Raw genomic sequence first — 17,548 nt, 5'->3', positions numbered from 1 at the left:
CACAGGGGGCCTTCGGAACACGGACTTCACGATCACAGCACGGTCTCAACCCGCTATGTCTTCCCACCGGGTTACTAACCAGGCAGGGACAGCTCGAACCACACCGTCTTCCCGGTGTTGCCCGGGCGGGTGCCCCAGCGCCGGGAGGCCAGGGCGACGAGCTGGAGTCCGCGGCCGCCCTCGTCGTCCGCGTCGGCGACGCGTTCGCGGGGCGGGTCGGGCAGGGGGTCGGAGACTTCCACCAGAAGGGTGGGCCCCGCGTGGGAGTACATCCGCACCCCGATGGGGCCGCTGGCGTACCGCAGGGAGTTGGTGACGAGCTCGCTGACCAGGAGGACGGTGACGTCGGTGACGGAGTCCAGGCCCCATTCGCGCAGGGTGTCGCGCACGAGCGTGCGGGCGGTGCGGACGGCCGCGGCGTCGGCGGGGAAGCTCCACTCGGCGAAGCCGGGCGTATGTGCCAAGGTCCCCGTGCTGTCGCTCACGCCGACCACTTCCCAGACCGCTGACCGCAGACCTCTGACGTCTTCGACGCCTCTGGCCCTGACCCGTGGCCGCCTCCGGCATGTCCGCCTTTGGGGCCAATAATCAGCACATACCCGGTATAGGGGTCCGGCTATCTTCTTCAGCCGGGTCCAGGGGTGGCGGTTGCCGCATTCGGCGTAGCGCTCACGCGTCCGCCCCGGCGCGCAGCCGGGCCGCGGCCTCGGCGACGGCGGGGCGGTCCTGCTCCAGCCAGTCGACCTCGTCGACGCGCTCGGGGGTGAGCCAGCGCAGCTCGTCGTGGTCCTCCAGGGGGCGGGGCTCGCCCGCCAGCAGCCGGGCCGTCCACACCTGGAGGACGTAGCCGGGCTTCAGGGGCCATTCTCCGGCGATGCGCCCGACCGGCTCGGTCTCCACGCCGAGCTCCTCCCGGAGCTCCCGTACGAGCGCCTCAGGGGCCGTCTCGCCGGGCTCCAGCTTGCCGCCGGGCAGCTCCCAGCGGCCGGCCAGCTCGGGCGGGGCGCTGCGCCGCGCGGCCAGCAGCCGCCCCTGGTGAAACACCGCTCCCGCCACCACCACACGCACCGTCGTCATGGCGGTAAAGCGTAGACGCCGGGTGGTACCGAGATCTCTCGGTACCACCCGGCGTCCGGGAGGCCGTGGGCCCAGGTGACCGTGGGGGCCTAGGTGACCGTGTGGCCGACCCGCTCGACGACGTACAGCCTGCGGCTGCCCTCCGTGTCGAGCCGGTCGGCGACGCGCTCCGCTTCCGTCCTGGTGGCGTAGCGGCCGACCCGGTAGCGGTTGCCGTTCTCGTCCTGGCGGATCACCAGCCAGGGCAGGACCGGCCCGGTGTCAGTCATCGCTCCTGCCCTCCCGTCCCGCGCGCACCGGCGCACGCCCGTCGGTGAATCCTCCGGGGGTTCCCGGAGAAACCGCAGTACGCATATGCCCGAGCCTACGCCCGACCTTTACGCACCGGATACGGGTTTTCACGAAGAGGTACGCATTCGGCCACCCGTGGGGATTACTTGCTCTCGGCGAGCTCCGGCTCCTCGGCGGCCTCGGCCACCTCGGCGGCCAGGATTTCCTTCTCGACCTGCTCAAGCGTGGGGTTGCGCCACGCGCTGCGCACGCCCCACACGTAGAAGGCCAGCGCGATCAGGACAACGACGGCGATGTCGACGCCCTGCGGCAGGTAGCCCTTGCCGCCGAACTCGGTGCCGCCGGCCCAGGAGACCACGGCCATGACGAGCAGGTAGGCCACCATCCAGGAGCCGGCCTTCAGGTGCGGCTTGAGCTCGGCCCACGGCTTGCGCAGCTCGTACCAGGCCCAGATCGGCAGACCGATGGCCATGATGAAGATGACCTTGCCCGTCAGCGGCCAGCGGGCCCAGTACATGACCAGCGAGCCGAAGATCATCGCGATGGGGGCGATGACCGGCATGGCCTTCAGCTTGACCGGGCGCTTCATGTCCGGGGCGATCCGGCGCAGCGACATCACGGCGACGGGGCCGGTGATGTACGAGATGACGGTGGCGACACCGACGATCTCGGCGATCGAGCCCCAGCCGCGGAAGACGGCCAGGAAGATGAAGGAGATCACGAGGTTGAGCAGCAGGGCCGGCTTCGGGACACCGGTCTTGGGGTCGACCTTGCCGAAGACCTTCGGCAGGTGGCCGTTCTCCTGGACGCCGTTGATCATGCGCGAGGTGGTGGCCGCGTAGATCATGCCGGTGCCCGACGGGGAGATGAAGGCGTCTGCGTAGAGCAGCAGCGCGAGCCAGTTCAGGCCCCAGGTGATGGAGAGGTCCGCGAGCGGGGACTTGTAGGCCAGCGTGTTCCAGCCACCGGAGAGGTCCGCGGCCGGGACGGCCATCAGGAAGGCGACCTGCAGCGCGATGTAGATCACCAGGGCGATCAGGATCGAGCCGATGACGGCCTTCGGCAGCGACTTTCCGGGGTTGCGGGCCTCGGCGGCCATGTTCAGCGGCGACTGGAAGCCGTTGAAGGCCCAGACGATGCCCGCGACGGCGACGGCGCTGAAGACGGCGCTCCAGCCGTTGGGGGCGAAGCCGCCGTGGGCGGAGCCGATGTTGCTGGTGTCGAAGTGCGCGAAGACCAGCGCGCCCGCGGTGAGCACCGGGACGACGACCTTGAACACGGTGATCGCGTTGTTCGTCTTGGCGAACAGGGTGATCGCGAACCAGTTCAGGAAGAAGTAGAAGACCACCAGCACGCTCGCGGCGGCGAGACCGGTGCCGGTGAGCTCCTTGCCGTCGAAGAGGTGCTCGGCCCAGCCGAACTTCCACGAGCTCATGTACTGGATCGAGGCGGTGGCCTCACCCGGGATCACGGAGACGATCGCGATCCAGTTGGCCCAGGCGGCCATGTAGCCGGCCAGCGAGCCGTGCGAGAACTGGCCGTACCGCACCATGCCGCCCGCCTTGGGGAACATCGAGCCGAGCTCGGTGTAGGTGAGGGCGATGGTCAGCGCCACGACGGCGCCGATGACCCAGGCGAAGATGGCGGCCGGCCCGGCGAGCACGGCGGCACGCTCGGCACCGAACAGCCAGCCGGAGCCGATGATCGACCCGAGGCCGACGGCGGTCAACGCCGTCGTGCCGAGGGTCCGGCGGTAATTCGAGTGGGAACCCTGTTCGGTGCTCAAACCCCGGATCTCCTTTGCTTTCTACTCCCCCACGGCAGGACACAAACCGCGCCATCGTACGAGCGATTTGGCCGAGTTGGTTCTGCCAAAAGGCCCTGACCTGGGCCTATGTGAGGTTTGCAACACCGGGAGCCCCCATTTCAAATGGGGGCGAACCGGGACACAGGGCGCAGTTCCTACCGGCCGGTACGGTCCGGGGGGCGGGGTTTTGCGAGTTCGAAAACTTACTTGGGAGTCAGCAGGGAACCGTTTCACGCACCGTTCACGTCTACTTCACCGGCAGGTGGTAGGCGACCCGGTACCGCTCGGCGAGCATCACGACGTCGGCCGTCTCGACGGGACAGCCGCCCGCGAAGTACGTCCGCGAGACGACCACCACACAGTGCCCGGGCACCCCGCCGAGGGCCAGCGTCTCCCCGGCCAGCCCCGGCCGGGCGCTGACCTCCTCGGTGACGTTGTCCACGACAATGTCGATGGCGGCCATCCGCTCCACCACGCCCCGGCCCGCCAGCGGCCCCTCCTCGGGCAGCATCACCGGTGTGCGCCCGGTGACGGCCAGCGGCTCCCAGGAGGCCGAGAGCATGCACGGCTCGCCCGCGGAGCGGAAGAGGTAGTCCGTGCGCATCACCCGGTCGCCGGGGCCGATCCGCAGCCGCCGGGCGATCCGCGGCTCGGCCGCGACCTGCTCGCTGCGGGACTCCCAGGTGCCCTTGACCCGGTCGTCCCCCTGCTCCTGCCGGAACGGCGTGGACTCCCCCGCCGCCCGGTACCCCGTGCGCACCACGGGCCGCGAGACGGGCTGCTCGCGCACGTACGTCCCGGAGCCCGACCGGCCCTCGACCAGGCCCTCGGCCATGAGGACCTTGCGGGCCTCCAGGGCGACGGTGTCGGAGACGCCGTACTGCTCCCGGATGCGCGCCTGGGAGGGGAGCCGGGTATGCGGCGGCAGCTCGCCGGCGACGATTTTCTGCCGTAGATCACCGGCTACTCGAAGGTATGCGGGCTGGTCACCGAAGGCCACGTCCACTCCCAAGGGGTTGACAGTCCGCAACAGCTTGGCAACCGTAGGTTGCGATCCGCAACCTTAACCCAAGGATTCACAGAAAGTAGCGAAGTCCAGCTCAGAAAGGCCGAGTTGAGATCACGGGGCACATGCGGAGGGCACTCACCCGCGGCATTCCCGCAACTATGCGCAAACCCTCCGCCACGTTGCGGGCGGACATACGGCCACTTACCGTGATCTTGCGATGCTCTCGGTCATCACTGCTGGAGGTGCGGTGATCGTGCGGTGATCCCTCGGAGGGCGGCGGCACTCGCCCTCGCGGCCTTCGTGTGGTGGACGGCGCAACCGGCGTGGGCACAAGCCGCCGAAGCGACCGCCTGCCCGGCGATCCGGCAACCCGAGAAGATCGATCTCCGCTACAAGCTCACCTTCGACCAGCACCACATCGACTTCGTCGAGGTGCGACAGCTCACGAGCGTCGACATCCCGGCAGGTCAGTGGCCCCTCGCGAACGACCTGACGCTCAGCGCGGACAGCCCCAAATACCGGAACGCCATGCGCTGCCTCCTTCACGCGAACGCGGCGACGAAGAAGTTCGGCAAGTGGCATCCGGAGTGGCACGACGTCTCCGAGGCGACCAAGCAGCAGGATGTGGTCGCGGTGCGTTACGAGTCATGGAACCTGATCGGAAGCGCCGGTCAGTTCGAGGTGGGCCCGTGGACGGTCGACGCCGAACCGGACAAGGACTGGAAAGTCGCCCTCCACTCGCCGGACGTCCTGAGCGGGGCCTCGCGGAGGACGGTCGAGATCGACCCGGGCGGCCTGGAGATCAGCGACGCCCCCGGGGCGTCGAGCGCGAACGAGGCCCGGCGGGTGTGGACCGCACCGGGCCCGGACACCGCGGCCTCGGTCGCGCGGCCGAAGCAGCTCACGCCCCTCAGCCGTCACGATTCCTTGATCGCGTATCTGGGCGTCACCTCGTGGTGGGTCTTCGGCTCGGCCTTGATCGCCCTGTCGGCATGGCCCTTCCGCAAGAAGAAGAACGGTGACGACGACAGGACCGCTGCCGGAACCCTGGCCGACACGGCCATGCAATGGGCCGGGCTGAGTGCGGCCCTCGCCCTGACATTGGCCCTGCTGCTGCAGCTCTACCCCGCCACAAGCCGTTGGCGCGCCCTCATCGGAATCTCGTCGGGGCTCGCTCTCGTCCTCCTCGCGCAGCCATGGCTTCCCCTGACGGTACGCTCCGACGACAGCGAGAAAAAGGCGACGACGAGACGCGCGGTGTTCGTCACCGCATCCGCGGCCGCGGCGATCGGCCTGCTGGTGATCGTCTCTCCCCGGCTTTTCGGCCTCTCGTCGAAGCTCATACCGACGGCCCCGCCTCCTCCCCTGGCCATCGCCGGATTGGCGCTGCTGGAAGCGTCGATGCTGTGGCTGTGGTTCACCGCGATGGCCGCATGGGGCTGGCGTTTCGCACGGGACGGAAAGCTGGGCGGCTCGCCGACCGAGAACGGCCGGAACGCACCCGGACGCCACCTTCGCCGGGCCACGGCGACCGGAGCGGCACTCGCCGTGATCGCGGCCCTGGTGGTGCTCTGCCATGCGCTGTCCTTCGAAACCAGATGGCGGCGCGCCGACTGGCTGGGGGAAGCGGATGCGCTCTTCGGCAACGACCACGCGGGCGTCCTGGGCCAGCAGCTGGCGGAATTCCCGTCCTTCGGCCCCCTGTGGGCGTACACCCACACGTCCGTGCTGACGGCGATCGCGCTCGTGGCATTGCTCCATCTCAGCTCCTGGGCCGGATCCGGAGCCAAGTCCCTCGGGCCGAAGGGATGGGATCTGCTGTTGGTGGCCGCCATCTTCGCCGTCGTCCTCGCGTTGCGGGTGGCGAAGTTCGCGGGAAGCGCGGCGAATTTGTACGGACTCTGGCTGCCCCTGAACATGCTCGCGCTCTACGCCCTGGTGAAGGCCGGCCGCAGATGGTCGGTGCTGGGTCGAGTGGACCGAAAGGCAAGGAAATGCCTCGCGGCGAACACCGCGGACGCGGCGAAAGGCGAAAGCCGCGTCGCGGCGGAGCTGAGCACCCGTGCGGGGTACCAGCGGCTGATGGGCGACGCCCGCCGCTGCCGTGAACTGCTCCACCGGCTGCATCTCGTCGATCACGGGCACGCGGAGAGCACCAGGAGACGGACTCTGGAGAATCAGCTCAGCGAATTGCACCACTGGCGGCCGGCCGAATGCAGCCGCGACTGCCTGCCGGATCCCGTGTCCGTGGTCGACGTCGCCCTCTGCTGGGGCCCGCGCCGGCGCTGGTGGCGCAACGCCCTCAACGCGGCACGCTGGGCCGCCGTCTTCGGCGTCCTCCCGAGCATGGTCACGGTCTGGTACGAGAACGCCTACGACCCGGACCACTGGGCGCTCACGCTCGACCTGCCGACGGGCGTGCCGGACGTGGTCTGGAGGTTCCTGACCCAGGAGATCTCCTTCGCCGGCGCGGGGCTGGTCCTGGGCGCGTTGTGGCGGGTACTGCCCGGAGAGCGCGGCCCGGTGCGGGCGCTGAGCCTGTTCGTCGCCTGGCTCGTCCCCATCGGCGTGGTCGCCGCCTTCAGCCACGGCATCGACCGCAGGGCCCTGGGCCTGGCCCTGCTGAACATCGTCCTGATGCTCATGGTGCTGCCCCTGACGAGCATGTGGATGGACACCGACACGTTCAGCCGTGAACGGCCCTACTGGACGAAGCGCCTGAACCTCCTGGCGTCGGTCTACCAGGTGCACGGCCTCTCCGGGCAGATCGCCTTCCTGGTCATGCAGATGGCGGCCGCGGTGACGATCTGGCGGCAGATCGCGACGGGGTAGCGAAGGGGACCGCCCTCGTGGTTGTCGCATGACCGCACTGCCCGACTGCATGCGCCCGCCGCGCGCGAGTCGGGCAGGCCGGGGCGCGACTGATCAGGCTCGGGTGACCGGTGCCTGCAGTTCCGTCACCCAGTCGTCGCGGTTCTCGGGGCACTCCAGGTTGATCTCGCGGGGGTATCCGGTCGGCTGGTAGCCGTTGGCGTCGATCCAGCGGGCCAGGGCCTGGGCGGTGGGGAGGACGGTGTCCATCGAACCGCGGTGCACGATGGTCGCCGCCTGGTCGAGGGACGGCAGGTCGAGGACGCGGAAGTCGCCGTCCTGGAGAGGGGCGGAGACCTGGACGGCGGCGTGGACGGTGATCCTGCCGCCGCCCTCCGGGGCGTCCTCGTAGTAGGCGACACCGGGGCCCGTGGGGGCGATACCGGCCGCCTCCAGGAGCCGGAACAGCTCGTCGTAGAGCGGTCCGATGACCGGGCTGATGTCCTCGGGCCCGAAACTCGCGGCGGTCGCGGTCAGCTCCGCCACCCGGACGGAAGGGACGCTCTTGATGACAACGTCGTTCGTGGGCATGTGCCCCTCGCTCTCGATCGCTCGGAGCCTCGCCTCGACCTGGATCAGCCGTGCTCCCGCGGCGGCCATCGCGGTCTCCAGTTCGGCCCGCCGCAGCCGCAGCATGCCGCGCAGTTCCTCGGCGCTGACCTTCTCGTCCACGATGTCCCGGACCTGCTGGAGAGTGAATCCGAGGTCCTTGAGCGCGATGATCCGGTTGAGGCGCGCGAGCTGGGCCGCTGTGTAGTAGCGGTAGCCGCTGGCGGGGTCGACATGAGCCGGACGCAGCAGTCCGGTCGCGTCGTAGTGACGCAGCATCCGGACCGAGACGCGGCCGAGCCGGGCGAAGTCTCCGATGATGAACATGATGTCTCCGAGCTGACCGCCTGACACGGTGTGAGGGTCAAGAAGCTACGTGGCAGCCGGGGGAAAACCCGAAGGGGCCGGACCCGTGAGCGGGTGCGGCCCCTTCCGGTCGGGCGCGTCAGACGTTGAAGCGGAACTCCACCACGTCCCCGTCGACCATCACGTACTCCTTGCCCTCCATGCGGGCCTTGCCGGCGGCGCGGGCCTCGGCGACGGAGCCGGTGGCGACGAGGTCCTCGAAGGAGATGACCTCGGCCTTGATGAAGCCCTTCTGGAAGTCGGTGTGGATGACACCGGCCGCCTCGGGGGCCGTGGCGCCCTTCTTGATGGTCCAGGCGCGGGATTCCTTGGGGCCGGCCGTCAGGTAGGTCTGGAGGCCCAGCGTGGCGAAGCCGACGCGGGCCAGCGTGGCCAGGCCCGGCTCCTCGGCGCCGACGGACTGGAGGAGCTCCATGGCGTCCTCCTCGTCCAGCTCGGCGAGGTCGGCCTCCAGCTTGGCGTTGAGGAAGATGGCCTCGGCCGGGGCGACCAGGGCGCGCTGCGCGTCCTTGAAGGCGTCGTCGGTCAGCTCGTCCTCGTCGACGTTGAAGACGTAGAGGAACGGCTTCGCGGTCAGCAGGTGGAGGTCGTGGAGGAGCTCGGCCTTCTCGGAGCCCTGGACGATGCCGGCGGAGAAGAGCGTCTCGCCCTTCTCCAGGAGCTCCTTGGCCGCCTCGACCGCCGCGACCTTCGGGGCCACGTCCTTCTTGATCCGCATTTCCTTCTGCAGACGCGGCAGGACCTTCTCGATGGTCTGCAGGTCGGCGAGGATCAGCTCGGTGTTGATGGTCTCGATGTCGTCCTTCGGCGAGACCTTGCCGTCGACGTGGACGACGTTCTCGTCCTTGAAGGCGCGGATGACCTGGCAGATCGCGTCCGACTCACGGATGTTCGCCAGGAACTTGTTGCCCAGGCCCTCGCCCTCCGAGGCGCCGCGCACGATGCCGGCGATGTCGACGAAGTCGACGGTGGCGGGCAGGATCCGCTGCGAGCCGAAGATCTCCGCGAGCTTGGTCAGCCGGGCGTCCGGGACGCCGACGACGCCCACGTTGGGCTCGATGGTGGCGAACGGGTAGTTGGCCGCCAGCACGTCGTTCTTGGTCAGGGCGTTGAACAGGGTCGACTTGCCGACATTCGGCAGACCGACGATTCCGATCGTGAGCGACACGTGGCGACTTCCCGTTGTTCCCGTAGTAGCGAGGGTTCCGCGCCCCGTGACGCGCCCGGTCATCCAGTCTACGGGTCCGCGTCGCCGACCGGCCCCGGACGGAGGATTATCCGAACGCATGCCCAAGGTGGCGCAAACGGCGTGTCCAACGTGGGATTCCCCCGGCCCGCCTGCCTAGTTTGGTCGCGTGGAGCAACCGAGCACGCGCATCCCCCAGGGCAAGGTCCGCCGCGGCTCCCCCGTGCCCCGGCCCGCCGCGCCCCCCGGCCAGCGGCGGGGCGCCACCGCCCGGGGGCCCGCCACCGGGCGCTCCCCCTCCGCGCTGGACCGCCTGCCGGCCGCCCGGCTGACCGGGCTCGGCAGCGGGCTGCTCACGGCGCTGGGCATGCTCACGATCGGCGGCCTGGACGCGCTGGTGGGCGGCTCGCCCCGGATCTACGGCGTGTTCTTCCTGCTCGGCAGCGCGGCCTGCGCCCTGTGGGTGCGCCCGGCGGAGCTGATGACCGCGCCCGTCAGCGTGCCCATCGCCTTCGCGGTGGGGGCGCTGCCCCTGAGCGACGGCACGGGCGGCCTCGGCGGCCGGGTGATGAGCCTGGTGACCCTGCTGTCGCTGAACGCCGGCTGGCTCTACGCGGGCACCCTGCTGGCCACGCTGATCGCGCTCGTCCGCCGGGTCTTTCTCGTCAGGCTGCGGCGGCGGGAACGACTCCGGCAGCGGCAGCGGCCATCGCGGCCCCCACGATCCCCGCGCTGTTCTCCAGCCGAGCGGGGACGACCTCGGCGCTGACGCCCTCCAGCAGCGGCAGGAACTTCTCCGCCTTGCGGCTGACCCCGCCGCCGATCACGAACAGCTCGGGCGAGAAGAGCATCTCCACATGGGCGAGGTAGCGGCTGACCCGCTTGGCCCAGCGGCTCCAGTTGAGGCCCTCGTCCTCCTTGACCCGCGTGGACGCCCGCGTCTCGGCGTCGTGCCCGTGCAGCTCCAGATGCCCGAGCTCGGTGTTGGGCACCAGGCTGCCCCCGGTGAAGACCGCGCTGCCGATGCCCGTGCCGAAGGTCAGCACGATCACCGTGCCCGTGCGCCCCCGGCCCGCGCCGTGGGACATCTCCGCGAGCCCGGCGGCGTCGGCGTCGTTGAGGACGGTCACGGGCGCGCCGACGCGCTCGCCGAGCAGCCCGGCGGCGTCCTGGCCGAGCCAGCTCTTGTCGACGTTGGCGGCCGTCCGGGTCGTCCCGCCGACCACCACGCCGGGGAACGTCACGCCGACCGGCCCGACCGGCAGCCCGAAGTGCCGGACCACCTGCCGGACGCAGTCGGCGACGGCGTCCGGCGTGGACGGATGCGGCGTGAGCACCTTGAAGCGCTCTTCCGAGAGCTCACCGCGCGCCAGGTCCACCGGTGCGCCCTTGATGCCCGATCCGCCGATGTCCACGCCGAATACGTCCATGCCCAGCAGCGTAGGCGCGGACGGGGTGGTTCACCCCTCGACGGCGGCCCGGGCCTCGGCCCGCAGGTCGCGGCGGAGCTCCTTGGGGAGGGAGAAGGTGATGGACTCCTCGGCGGCCTTCACCGTCTCGACGTCCTCGAAACCACGCTGGGCGAGCCACTCCAGCACGCCCTCGACGAGGATCTCCGGCACGGAGGCACCGGAGGTGACACCGACCGTGCTCACACCCTCCAGCCAGGTCTCGTCGATCTCCTCGGCGTAATCCACCAGGTGCGCGTCCCGCGCGCCGGCGCCGAGCGCCACCTCGACGAGCCGCACGGAGTTCGAGGAGTTCTTCGACCCCACGACGATCACCAGGTCCGCCTCGGCGCCCATCTGCTTGACGGCCGTCTGGCGGTTCTGCGTGGCGTAGCAGATGTCGTCGCTGGGCGGCGACAGCAGGTTCGGGAACCGGCCCTTCAGGGCGTCCACCGTCTCCATGGTCTCGTCGACCGAGAGCGTGGTCTGCGACAGCCACACGACCTTGTCCGGGTCGCGCACCTCGACCTTGGCCACGTCCTCCGGGCCGTCGACCAGCGTGATGTGGTCGGGCGCCTCGCCGCTGGTCCCGATGACCTCCTCGTGGCCCTCGTGGCCGATCAGGAGGATGTCGTAGTCCTCCTTGGCGAAGCGGACGGCCTCCTTGTGGACCTTGGTCACCAGGGGGCACGTCGCGTCGATGGTGGCGAGCTTGCCGCGCTCGGCCTCCTCGTGCACCACGGGGGCGACACCGTGGGCGGAGAAGATGACGATGTTGCCCTCGGGCACCTCCTCCGTCTCGTCGACGAAGATCGCGCCCTTCTTCTCCAGGGTCTTCACCACGTACTTGTTGTGGACGATCTCGTGCCGCACGTAGACGGGGGCGCCGTACTGCTCGAGCGCCTTCTCGACGGCGATCACGGCACGGTCCACGCCCGCGCAGTAGCCACGGGGGGCGGCGAGCAGAACCTTGCGGGCGGGGGAAGCTGTCATGCGGTCCATCGTAAGGGCCCGCCCCCACCGGCGTGGCCCGGCCACCGCCCGGTCGGGGCGCCCGAATACTGACCCCATGGCCACCCCTCCCCCCTTCGCCGACGAGGGCACGCTCCATCGCGCCCTCGGCTTCCGCGACCTCGTGGTCTACGGCCTGCTGTTCATCGCCCCCATGGCACCGGTGGGCGTCTTCGGCACGCTGTCGGCGAAGTCGCACGGGGCGGTCGCGCTGGTCTACGTCATGGCGACGGTCGCGATGGCCTTCACGGCCCACTCCTACGCCCGCATGGTGCGCGTCGCCCCGCAGGCGGGCTCGGTCTACACCTACGCGCGCGTGGGCCTCGGCGAGGGCCCGGGGTTCATCGCGGGCTGGATGGCGATGCTGGACTACCTGCTGATCCCGGCGGTCGCCTACCTCTTCTCGGGCATCGCGATGCACGCGCTGGTGCCGTCCGTCCCGTCATGGCTCTGGACGGCGGCGGCGGTGGCCGTGACGACGGCCCTGAACCTGTGGGGGGTGCGGGCGGCGGCAGCGGTGGGGTTCGTCGTCCTCGCGGTGGAGCTGGCGGTGCTGGCGGTCTTCGTGGTCACGGCGGTTCTCGCCCTGGCGCAGGACGGGCCGCGCCGGGGCTGGCTGACGCCCTTCACGGGCGAGGGGGACTTCGACGCGGGGGCGGTCCTGTCGGCGGTATCGGTGGCGGTCCTGTCCTACCTGGGCTTCGACGCGATCGCGGCCTTCGCGGAGGAGTCGGCGGGCGGCTCGCCGAAGGTGGCGCGGGCGCTCGTCACGTGCCTGGCCGTGGCCGGGACCCTCTTCGTCCTCCAGGGCTATCTGGCGGCCCTGCTCGCCCCCATGTCCCCGGCCGAGCTGGCGGCGCGGCCGGCGGGCCAGGGCGCGGCGTTCTACGCCACGGTCGACGCGGCGACGGGCCTGTGGCTGCACCACCTGGTGGCGGCGAGCAAGGCGCTCGGCGCGGCCTTCGCCGCGCTGGCGGGCCAGGCGGCGGCGGGGCGCCTCCTCTTCGCGATGGCCCGCGACCGCCGTCTGCCCGGCCGCCTGGCGAAGGTCGACCGCGCCTCGGGCGTCCCCCGGCTCGCCGTCCTGGGCGCGGCGGCGGTCACGCTGCTCGCGGCGGTGTGGGCGGCCCAGCGGCCCGACGGGCTGGACCGGCTGGTGTCGGTGGTGGACGTGGGGGCGCTCACCGCGTTCGGGTTGCTGCACGTTTCCGTCGTGGGGTGGTGCGCGCGACAAGGCGCGGAGCGCCTGCTGTCCCGGCACGTGGTGGTGCCGCTGCTGGGGCTGGCCGTCGTGACCGCGGTGATCGCCACGGCGGCGACGGCCGCCCAGCTGGTGGGAGCGGTCTGGCTGGGCGCCGGCCTGCTCGTCCTGGCCGGCCAGGCGGCGCGGCGCCGCGGGGTGCCTGCCGGCTGATTTCCGGGTGCCCCCCAGTAGGGGTGCCCGCGCCTGGCGGCGCGGGTTCTACCCCACCCACCCGCCCGCCCGATCGCCCGGAACCGGATCGCTCAGCCAGGGGGCTGGGGTGACGTGAGGGGGCGGGGTGGGGTGGACGGGCCCTGGTAGGGGCGTGAAGAGCTCTTCGCCGCTGGAGCCAAGTGCGGGGCACCCCGTACCGAAGTGGCAGGGGCCGCGAAGAGCTCAGCCCCGTAAGGGCCCGTCCGCCCCACCCCGCCCCCGACCCACCAACCACCTGTCACCCACCCCCGCTACGCTCAACCGCATGGCCGCCCAAACGTCCCCCGACGCCCCCCTCCCCGTCGGGGAGGTGTCCCGCCTCATCGGCGGGTGGATCGACCGGCTCGGCGCCGTCTGGGTCGAAGGACAGATCACCCAGCTCTCCCGCCGCCCCGGCGCCGGCGTCGTGTTCCTCACCCTCCGCGACCCCTCCCACGACATCTCCCTCTCCGTCACCTGCTACCGCGCCGTCTTCGACCGCGTCGCCGACGTCGTCTCCGAGGGCGCCCGCGTCGTCGTCCACGCCAAACCCGAGTGGTACGCCCCCCGCGGCCAGCTCTCCCTCCGCGCCGCCGAGATCCGCCCGGTGGGCGTCGGCGAACTGCTGGCCCGCCTCGAACAGCTCAAGAAGTCCCTCGCCGCCGAGGGTCTCTTCGCCGCCGAACGCAAGCGCGCACTCCCCTTCCTCCCGCAGCTCATCGGCCTCGTCTGCGGCCGCGCCTCCGCCGCCGAGCGCGACGTGCTGGAGAACGCCCGCCACCGCTGGCCGGCCGTCCGCTTCGAGGTGCGCAACGTCCCCGTGCAGGGCGTCCACGCCGTGCCGGGCGTCATCGAGGCCGTCCAGGAGCTGGACGCCCACCCGGACGTGGACGTGATCGTCGTGGCCCGCGGCGGCGGCAGCGTCGAGGACCTCCTGCCCTTCTCGGACGAACAACTCGTCCGCACCGTGGCCGCCTGCCGCACCCCCGTCGTGTCGGCGATCGGCCACGAGCCTGACACCCCGCTCCTCGACCTGGTGGCCGACCTGCGCGCGTCGACGCCCACGGACGCGGCGAAGCGGGTCGTCCCGGACGTGGGCGAGGAGCTCACCCGCGTCCGCCACCTCCGCGACCGCGCGCTGCGCTGCGTCGAGTCGCTGCTGGACCGCGAGGAGCGGGGCCTGGCGGCCGCGCGGGCGCGCCCCTGCATGGAGCGCCCGCACCGCATGGTGGACGAGCGCGCGGAGCAGATCGACGCGCTGGCCGCGCGCGGCCGCCGCACGCTGGGCCACCTGCTGGACCGCGCGGCGTCCGAGCTGACGCACACCCACGCGCGCGTGGTGGCCCTGTCCCCGGCGGCGACGCTGCGCCGCGGCTACGCGGTGCTGCAGCACGAGGACGGCCGGGTCGTGCGCGCGGCGACGGAGGTCGGCCCGGAGGAGGAGCTCCGCGCCCGGGTAGCGGAGGGCGAGTTCGCGGTACGGGCCGTGGAGCCGGCGCCCGACGCGACGGACGAGCCGGCGCCCGCTGTCACACCCCCCGCCTAGGCTGTGGGCCATGGCGACGACAACGGACGCGGGTACGACGGACGACGCGCTGGGCTACGAGCAGGCGCGGGACGAGCTGATCGACGTGGTGCGCCGGCTGGAGGCGGGCGGCACGACGCTGGAGGAGTCGCTGGCCCTGTGGGAGCGGGGCGAGGCGCTGGCGAAGGTGTGCCGCCGCTGGCTGGAGGGCGCGCGGGCGCGCCTGGACGCGGCCCTGGCGGAGGAAGAGGCGGAAGAGTCGGCGGACGCCACGAGCTGACCGGCTCCCCGGAACAACACCTTCTCGATCCTGTGAGCCGGGTCTCACACACCCCCGATTTAGTTGAACCTTCACCCATCTAGTTGTAGATTCAACTTCATCGGCCGGGCGACCCCGCCCACCGGTAAGCCGCAAGGCGCACACGCAAGCCGCACTCCCCCGAGAAGGTGCACCCCCATGACTCTCGCCCTCGACGCCGCCGCCCAGGACCTGCTCTTCCGCGAGGCCCACACGGCCAACACCTTCACCGACGAGCCCGTCACGGACGAGCAGATCCAGGCCGTCTACGACCTGATCAAGCTCGCCCCCACCGCGTTCAACCAGTCGCCGCTGCGCGTCGTGCTGGTCCGCTCGGAGGAGGCCCGCGCCCGCCTCGTGCCGCTGATGGCCGAGGGCAACCAGCCCAAGACGGCCGCCGCCCCGCTGGTCGCGATCCTCGCCGCGGACAACGAGTTCCACGAGGAGCTGCCCACGCTGTTCCCGCACTTCCCGCAGGCCAAGGACGTGTTCTTCAGCGAGCGCCCGGTCCGCGAGCAGGCCGCCGCGATGAACGCCACCCTGCAGGCCGCCTACTTCATCCTCGGCCTCCGCGCCGCCGGCCTGGCCGCCGGCCCGATGACCGGCTTCGACTTCGCGGCCGTGCAGAAGGAGTTCCTGGACGGCGACCACAGCCCGCTGATGATCATCAACATCGGCAAGCCGGGCGAGGGCGCCTTCCACCCGCGCTCGCCGCGCCTGTCCTTCGAGCAGGCCGTCACCACGGTCTGACGTCGAACACCGGACGACGAACGACGAACGACGAACGACGAACGCGAAAGCCGTGGCCCGAAGGCCACGGCTTTCGCGTTCGTCCGCCTACCCCTTCGCGGGAGCCTTCAGCGCCGCCGCCATCTCCTTCAGCCGCTCCGCGCCCGCCGTCCCCGTGACGACGGTCGTCACACCGGACTCCCGGCGCACGAGCGCGTCGTACTTCGGCCCCTCGTAGCGCTGCCAGACGCTGTCGCCGATCTTCTCCGTGGCGTGGGTCTTCTCCGCGCGCTGGCTCACGTTCTCGATGAACGGGCCGGCCGGGGCGTCGCTCTGCTCGACCGCCACGTACTGCCGCTGCGGGTCGAGGAAGCCCAGGTGCCAGGCCGAGCCCTCCTTGTCGCCCGGCTTGTACGACACGGACGTCGCGCGCCAGCCGTCGCCGAGACCCTCGGGGGCGGCCACCGCGTAGGGCGCCGCGCGCCGGGCGGTGTCCAGCTCCACGCGGTAGTTCACCGTCCTGACGGGGTCCTTCTTCTCGTCATGGGGAATGAAGAGATAGCTGAATCCCGCTACGGGAACCACGACCGCCATCGAGAGCAGCATGTTCCGAATCGTCTGCGTCTTGCCGTTCCTACCTGCCACGCCCCCATCGTCCCCCATGCCGTGATCGATCTTGACGGCGACCTGCCCGCACCCCCTGGCCCACCCCCGACCCCATGCCCTTGACGCCGCTCATGCGTGGGGCCCTCTGCTCAATCTGGCAGTCAGCAGATAAAGTCATCATCACCCTCACCCTCCTGACCCAATCGGGGTAAGGAGGGGCCCTACGGCCGCCGCCGTACAGAAAGGTGCGCATCCGATGTCCGATCACCATCTGCCGTCCCAGCTCGAGGTCAGCCCGGAAGCCCCGGACCGCAACCTCGCGCTGGAGCTCGTCCGGGTCACCGAGGCGGGTGCCATGGCTTCGGGCCGCTGGGTGGGCCGCGGTGACAAGAACGGCGCGGACGGCGCGGCCGTGCGCGCCATGCGCTCGCTGATCCACACCGTCTCCATGAACGGTGTCGTCGTCATCGGCGAGGGCGAGAAGGACAACGCCCCGATGCTCTACAACGGCGAGCGCGTGGGCGACGGGACCGGCGCCGAGTGCGACGTCGCCGTGGACCCCGTGGACGGCACCACCCTCACCGCCAAGGGCATGGCCAACGCCGTCTCCGTGATGGCCGTCGCCGAGCGCGGCACCATGTTCGACCCGTCCGCGGTCTTCTACATGGACAAGCTGGTGACCGGTCCCGAGGCCGCCGACTTCGTCGACATCGACGCCCCGGTCGCCGTGAACATCCGCCGGATCGCCAAGGCGAAGCGCTCCGCCGTCGAGGACGTCACCGTCGTCGTCCTGGACCGCCCCCGGCACGAGGGCCTGGTCAGCGAGATCCGCGAGGCGGGCGCCCGGATCAAGTTCATCTCCGACGGTGACGTCGCCGGCGCGATCATGGCCGCGCGCGAGAACACCGGCATCGACCTGCTGCTCGGCGTCGGTGGTACGCCGGAGGGCATCATCGCGGCCTGCGCGATGAAGTGCCTCGGCGGCACCATCCAGGCCAAGCTGTGGCCGAAGGACGACGAGGAGCGCGAGCGCGCCCTGGCCGCCGGCCACGACCTGGACCGCGTCCTCCACACCGACGACCTGGTCAGCGGTGAGAACGTGTTCTTCGTCGCCACCGGCATCACCGACGGCGAGCTGCTGCGCGGCGTCCGCTACCGCGCCGAGACGGCGACGACGCAGTCGCTGGTCATGCGCTCCAAGTCGGGCACGATCCGCCTGATCGACTCCGAGCACCGGCTCTCGAAGCTGCGCGCCTACAGCTCGGTCGACTTCGAGCGCCCCAGCTGATCGTCCCGTCGTCCTGACCGGGCACACCACGGGCCGGGCCCCGCCGTCAGTC

The 17,548-nt window shown here is 70.9% G+C and carries 17 protein-coding genes; 7 read left to right on the top strand and 10 right to left on the bottom strand.

Annotated elements, in window-relative coordinates; translation table 11 throughout:
• Positions 1–74: 74 nt before the first annotated feature.
• The 5 genes from ACX9I7_RS18105 to ACX9I7_RS18085 all read right to left on the bottom strand — a co-directional run bounded on the left by ACX9I7_RS18105 (position 75) and on the right by ACX9I7_RS18085 (position 4,175).
• A complete protein-coding gene (locus ACX9I7_RS18105) occupies positions 75–494 on the bottom strand; it encodes an ATP-binding protein (protein WP_126915833.1) in 420 nt (139 codons plus the stop codon).
• Between the two features lie 175 nt (positions 495–669).
• Positions 670–1,077: a (deoxy)nucleoside triphosphate pyrophosphohydrolase gene (locus tag ACX9I7_RS18100; protein WP_411950210.1), complete on the bottom strand. Its 408-nt coding sequence runs from the start codon at positions 1,075–1,077 to the stop codon at positions 670–672.
• Positions 1,078–1,166: 89 nt separating this feature from the next.
• A complete protein-coding gene (locus tag ACX9I7_RS18095) occupies positions 1,167–1,346 on the bottom strand; it encodes an SPOR domain-containing protein (RefSeq protein ID WP_126915831.1) in 180 nt (59 codons plus the stop codon).
• A gap of 164 nt (positions 1,347–1,510) precedes the next feature.
• On the bottom strand, positions 1,511–3,154 hold the full coding sequence (locus ACX9I7_RS18090) for an APC family permease (RefSeq protein WP_387566755.1): 1,644 nt from the start codon (positions 3,152–3,154) through the stop codon (positions 1,511–1,513).
• Between the two features lie 268 nt (positions 3,155–3,422).
• On the bottom strand, positions 3,423–4,175 hold the full coding sequence (locus ACX9I7_RS18085) for a GntR family transcriptional regulator (protein WP_126918188.1): 753 nt from the start codon (positions 4,173–4,175) through the stop codon (positions 3,423–3,425).
• Positions 4,176–4,442: 267 nt separating this feature from the next.
• Here ACX9I7_RS18085 and ACX9I7_RS18080 point away from each other — a divergent pair, with 267 nt between their 5' ends.
• Positions 4,443–7,016, top strand: a complete 2,574-nt coding sequence (locus tag ACX9I7_RS18080) for a DUF6185 family protein (RefSeq protein ID WP_459387883.1) — start codon at positions 4,443–4,445, stop codon at positions 7,014–7,016.
• 93 nt (positions 7,017–7,109) lie between these two features.
• Here the strand turns inward: ACX9I7_RS18080 and ACX9I7_RS18075 are convergent, their stop codons facing one another.
• Entirely contained in the window at positions 7,110–7,931 is an 822-nt protein-coding gene (locus ACX9I7_RS18075; protein WP_387566760.1) for a MerR family transcriptional regulator, read from the bottom strand.
• Positions 7,932–8,049: 118 nt separating this feature from the next.
• Positions 8,050–9,138, bottom strand: coding sequence for a redox-regulated ATPase YchF (ychF, locus tag ACX9I7_RS18070; protein WP_459387882.1), 1,089 nt, complete (start codon positions 9,136–9,138; stop codon positions 8,050–8,052).
• Positions 9,139–9,325: 187 nt separating this feature from the next.
• Between ychF and ACX9I7_RS18065 the strand changes: the two genes are divergently transcribed.
• Positions 9,326–9,925 carry a DUF6542 domain-containing protein gene (locus ACX9I7_RS18065; RefSeq protein WP_358624437.1) on the top strand — a complete coding sequence of 200 codons (600 nt, stop codon included), beginning with the start codon at positions 9,326–9,328 and terminating at the stop codon, positions 9,923–9,925.
• Here the strand turns inward: ACX9I7_RS18065 and ppgK are convergent.
• Positions 9,822–10,586, bottom strand: a complete 765-nt coding sequence (ppgK, locus tag ACX9I7_RS18060) for a polyphosphate--glucose phosphotransferase (RefSeq protein ID WP_459387881.1) — start codon at positions 10,584–10,586, stop codon at positions 9,822–9,824. The genes ACX9I7_RS18065 and ppgK overlap by 104 nt on opposite strands.
• Positions 10,587–10,616: 30 nt before the next feature.
• Positions 10,617–11,606, bottom strand: coding sequence for a 4-hydroxy-3-methylbut-2-enyl diphosphate reductase (locus ACX9I7_RS18055; protein ID WP_358624443.1), 990 nt, complete (start codon positions 11,604–11,606; stop codon positions 10,617–10,619).
• Positions 11,607–11,673: 67 nt separating this feature from the next.
• Between ACX9I7_RS18055 and ACX9I7_RS18050 the strand changes: the two genes are divergently transcribed.
• The 4 genes from ACX9I7_RS18050 (at position 11,674) to ACX9I7_RS18035 (ending at position 15,623) form a co-directional block, all read left to right on the top strand.
• Entirely contained in the window at positions 11,674–13,029 is a 1,356-nt protein-coding gene (locus ACX9I7_RS18050) for an APC family permease (RefSeq protein WP_387566769.1), read from the top strand.
• A gap of 307 nt (positions 13,030–13,336) precedes the next feature.
• A complete protein-coding gene (gene xseA / locus ACX9I7_RS18045) occupies positions 13,337–14,596 on the top strand; it encodes an exodeoxyribonuclease VII large subunit (RefSeq protein WP_459387880.1) in 1,260 nt (419 codons plus the stop codon).
• 10 nt (positions 14,597–14,606) lie between these two features.
• Positions 14,607–14,855, top strand: coding sequence for an exodeoxyribonuclease VII small subunit (locus ACX9I7_RS18040; protein WP_459387879.1), 249 nt, complete (start codon positions 14,607–14,609; stop codon positions 14,853–14,855).
• A gap of 177 nt (positions 14,856–15,032) precedes the next feature.
• Positions 15,033–15,623 carry a malonic semialdehyde reductase gene (locus tag ACX9I7_RS18035; RefSeq protein ID WP_387566778.1) on the top strand — a complete coding sequence of 197 codons (591 nt, stop codon included), beginning with the start codon at positions 15,033–15,035 and terminating at the stop codon, positions 15,621–15,623.
• An 87-nt stretch (positions 15,624–15,710) separates the two neighbouring features.
• On the opposite strand, the gene ACX9I7_RS18030 is transcribed toward ACX9I7_RS18035, so the two are convergent.
• Complete coding sequence (locus ACX9I7_RS18030) at positions 15,711–16,247, bottom strand: DUF4245 domain-containing protein (RefSeq protein ID WP_229820141.1); 537 nt, start codon at positions 16,245–16,247, stop codon at positions 15,711–15,713.
• Positions 16,248–16,464: 217 nt separating this feature from the next.
• On the opposite strand from ACX9I7_RS18030, the gene glpX reads away from it, so the two are divergent.
• Positions 16,465–17,496 (top strand): class II fructose-bisphosphatase, encoded by a 1,032-nt coding sequence (gene glpX / locus ACX9I7_RS18025; protein WP_387566783.1) that lies wholly within the window; start codon positions 16,465–16,467, stop codon positions 17,494–17,496.
• Positions 17,497–17,548: the final 52 nt, after the last annotated feature.

The organism is Streptomyces sp. L500 (genome assembly GCF_054551825.1).
This window is presented reverse-complemented; position numbering and strand designations above follow the sequence as displayed.